Consider the following 2,271-nt stretch of genomic DNA (forward strand, 5'->3'; position numbering starts at 1 on the left):
CCCGCACCGCCCGCCACCGCAACCCGTTCCGCGAGTGGATCGGCGCCCTGATCCGCGCCGACGTCCACGGCTGGACCCACCCGGGCGACCCGGCGGCCGCGGCCGAGCAGGCCCACCGCGACGCCACCCTCACCCACACCGCGAACGGCGTGTACGCGGCGATGTTCGTGGCGGCCGTCATCGCCGAGGCCGCCACCGGCGCCCACGACATCCACCACTGCCTGCGCACCGGCCTCACCGTCGTCCCCGAGCAGTCCCGCCTGGCGGAAGCGATCCGCCACGCCCTGCGACTGGCCGCCGAGGAGCGGGACTTCGACCGGATCGTCGACGCACTCCACACCGCCTACGCCGACCACCACTGGGTCCACGCCCTCCCCAACACGGCCCTGCTGACGGCCGCCCTCACCCACGCGGACGGCGACTTCACCGCCTCCGTCTGCCGAGCGGTGTCGGGCGGCTGGGACACCGACTCCAACGGCGCCACGGCGGGCAGCGTCGCGGGCCTCCTCGCCGGATCCCCCCGGGCGCTCCCCGACCGGTGGACGGCGCCCCTCAAGAACCGCCTGGCCACCTCGGTCGCCGACTTCGACGGCATCGGCTTCGACGCCCTGGCCCACCTCACCCACCGGGAGATCCGCCGCTCATGACCCAGGCGTACGACCCCCCGCTCCGCCATCTGCGCGTCCTCGACCTCGCCACGCTCTTCGCCGGTCCCCTCGCCGCCACGATGCTCGGCGACTTCGGCGCGGAGGTCATCAAGGTCGAGCACCCCACGAAACCGGATCCGTCGCGCGGCCACGGCCCCTCGAAGGACGGTGTGGGCCTGTGGTGGAAGCTCCTCGGCCGCAACAAGCGCACCCTGACGCTGAACCTCTCGACACCGGGCGGCCGAGACACCCTCCTCCGGTTCGCCGCCACCTCCGACGTGATCATCGAGAACTTCCGCCCCGGCACCCTGGAGCGGTGGGGCCTGGGCTGGCCGGAGCTGTCCGCCGTCAATCCGCGCCTGGTTCTGGCCCGCGTGACCGGCTTCGGACAGTTCGGCCCGTACGCGCGCCGCCCCGGCTTCGGCACCCTCGCCGAGGCGATGAGCGGCTTCGCCGCGATCACGGGCGAGCCGGACGCCCCGCCGGTGCTCCCGCCGTTCGGTCTCGCCGACTCGATCGCGGGCCTGGCGACGGCGTACGCGGTGATGACCGCGCTCGCCGCGCGTGACCGTACGGGCGAGGGGCAGACGGTGGACATGGCGATCATCGAGCCGATCCTCACCGTCCTCGGCCCCCAGCCCCTCTGGTACGACCAGCTGGGCCACGTCCAGCCCCGCACGGGCAACCGCTCCGCGAACAACGCGCCCCGCAACACCTACCGCACGGCGGACGGCTCCTGGGTGGCCGTGTCGACCTCCGCGCAGTCCGTCGCGGAGCGGGTGATGCGTCTGGTCGGGCGTCCGGAGCTGATCGACGAGCCGTGGTTCGGTTCGGGTGCGGAGCGGGCCCGCCACGCGGACGTCCTGGACGAGGCGGTCGGCGCGTGGATCGCCCGCCACACCCGCGAGGAGGTCGTCGAGGCCTTCGAGAAGGCGGAGGCGGCGGTCGCCCCCATCCAGGACGTGCGGGAGGTGATGGCCGACCCCCAGTACCGGGCCCTCGACACCGTCACCACCGTCGACGACCCCGAGCTGGGCCCGCTGCGCATGCAGAACGTCCTCTTCCGGCTCTCCGCGACACCGGGCGCGATCCGCTGGGCGGGCCGCCCGCACGGCGCGGACACGGACGCGGTCCTGACCGAGCTGGGTCTGACCGGCACGGACATCGCGGCCCTCCGCGAGGAAGGCGCCCTGTGACCGCCCGGCCCGTCGCCTCCGTCCCGCTGACCTGGCTGTACGTCCCCGGCGACCGCCCTGAGGTGGTGCTCAAGGCGCTGGCCTCCGACGCGGACGTCGTGATCGTGGACCTGGAGGACGCGGTCGCCGCCGACCGCAAGGAGTACGCGCGGTCCGCCACCGCCGAGCTGCTCTCGCAGCCCCCGCCCCTCCCGGTCCACGTCCGGGTGAACGCCCTGGACACCGTGTACGCGGAGGACGACCTCAAGACGCTGGCCCCGCTCCCCGGCGTGGGCGCCCTCCGCCTGCCGAAGATCTCGGCCGCCGCCGACGTGGTGCGCGTCGCGGAGCGCGCCGCCCCCGCGGACGGCGGGGCCCTCCCCCTCCTCCCCCTGCTGGAGTCGGCGCTCGCCGTGGAACGGGCGTACGAGATCGCCGCCGCCCACCCG

Annotated in this window: 3 protein-coding genes; all 3 read left to right on the forward strand. The window is 74.7% G+C overall.

What is annotated here, in order from left to right; translation table 11 throughout:
* Positions 1-647: ADP-ribosylglycohydrolase family protein (locus AOK15_RS40250; protein WP_167738927.1), on the forward strand; the 647-nt coding region annotated here is incomplete at its 5' end.
* Positions 644-1,843 (forward strand): CaiB/BaiF CoA transferase family protein, encoded by a 1,200-nt coding sequence (locus tag AOK15_RS40255; protein WP_055524101.1) that lies wholly within the window; start codon positions 644-646, stop codon positions 1,841-1,843. The genes AOK15_RS40250 and AOK15_RS40255, both read left to right, overlap by 4 nt.
* Positions 1,840-2,271: aldolase/citrate lyase family protein (locus tag AOK15_RS40260; protein WP_240508818.1), on the forward strand; the 432-nt coding region annotated here is incomplete at its 3' end. The genes AOK15_RS40255 and AOK15_RS40260, both read left to right, overlap by 4 nt.

This window comes from Streptomyces ossamyceticus (assembly GCF_001418475.1).
GTDB lineage: Bacteria > Actinomycetota > Actinomycetes > Streptomycetales > Streptomycetaceae > Streptomyces > Streptomyces ossamyceticus.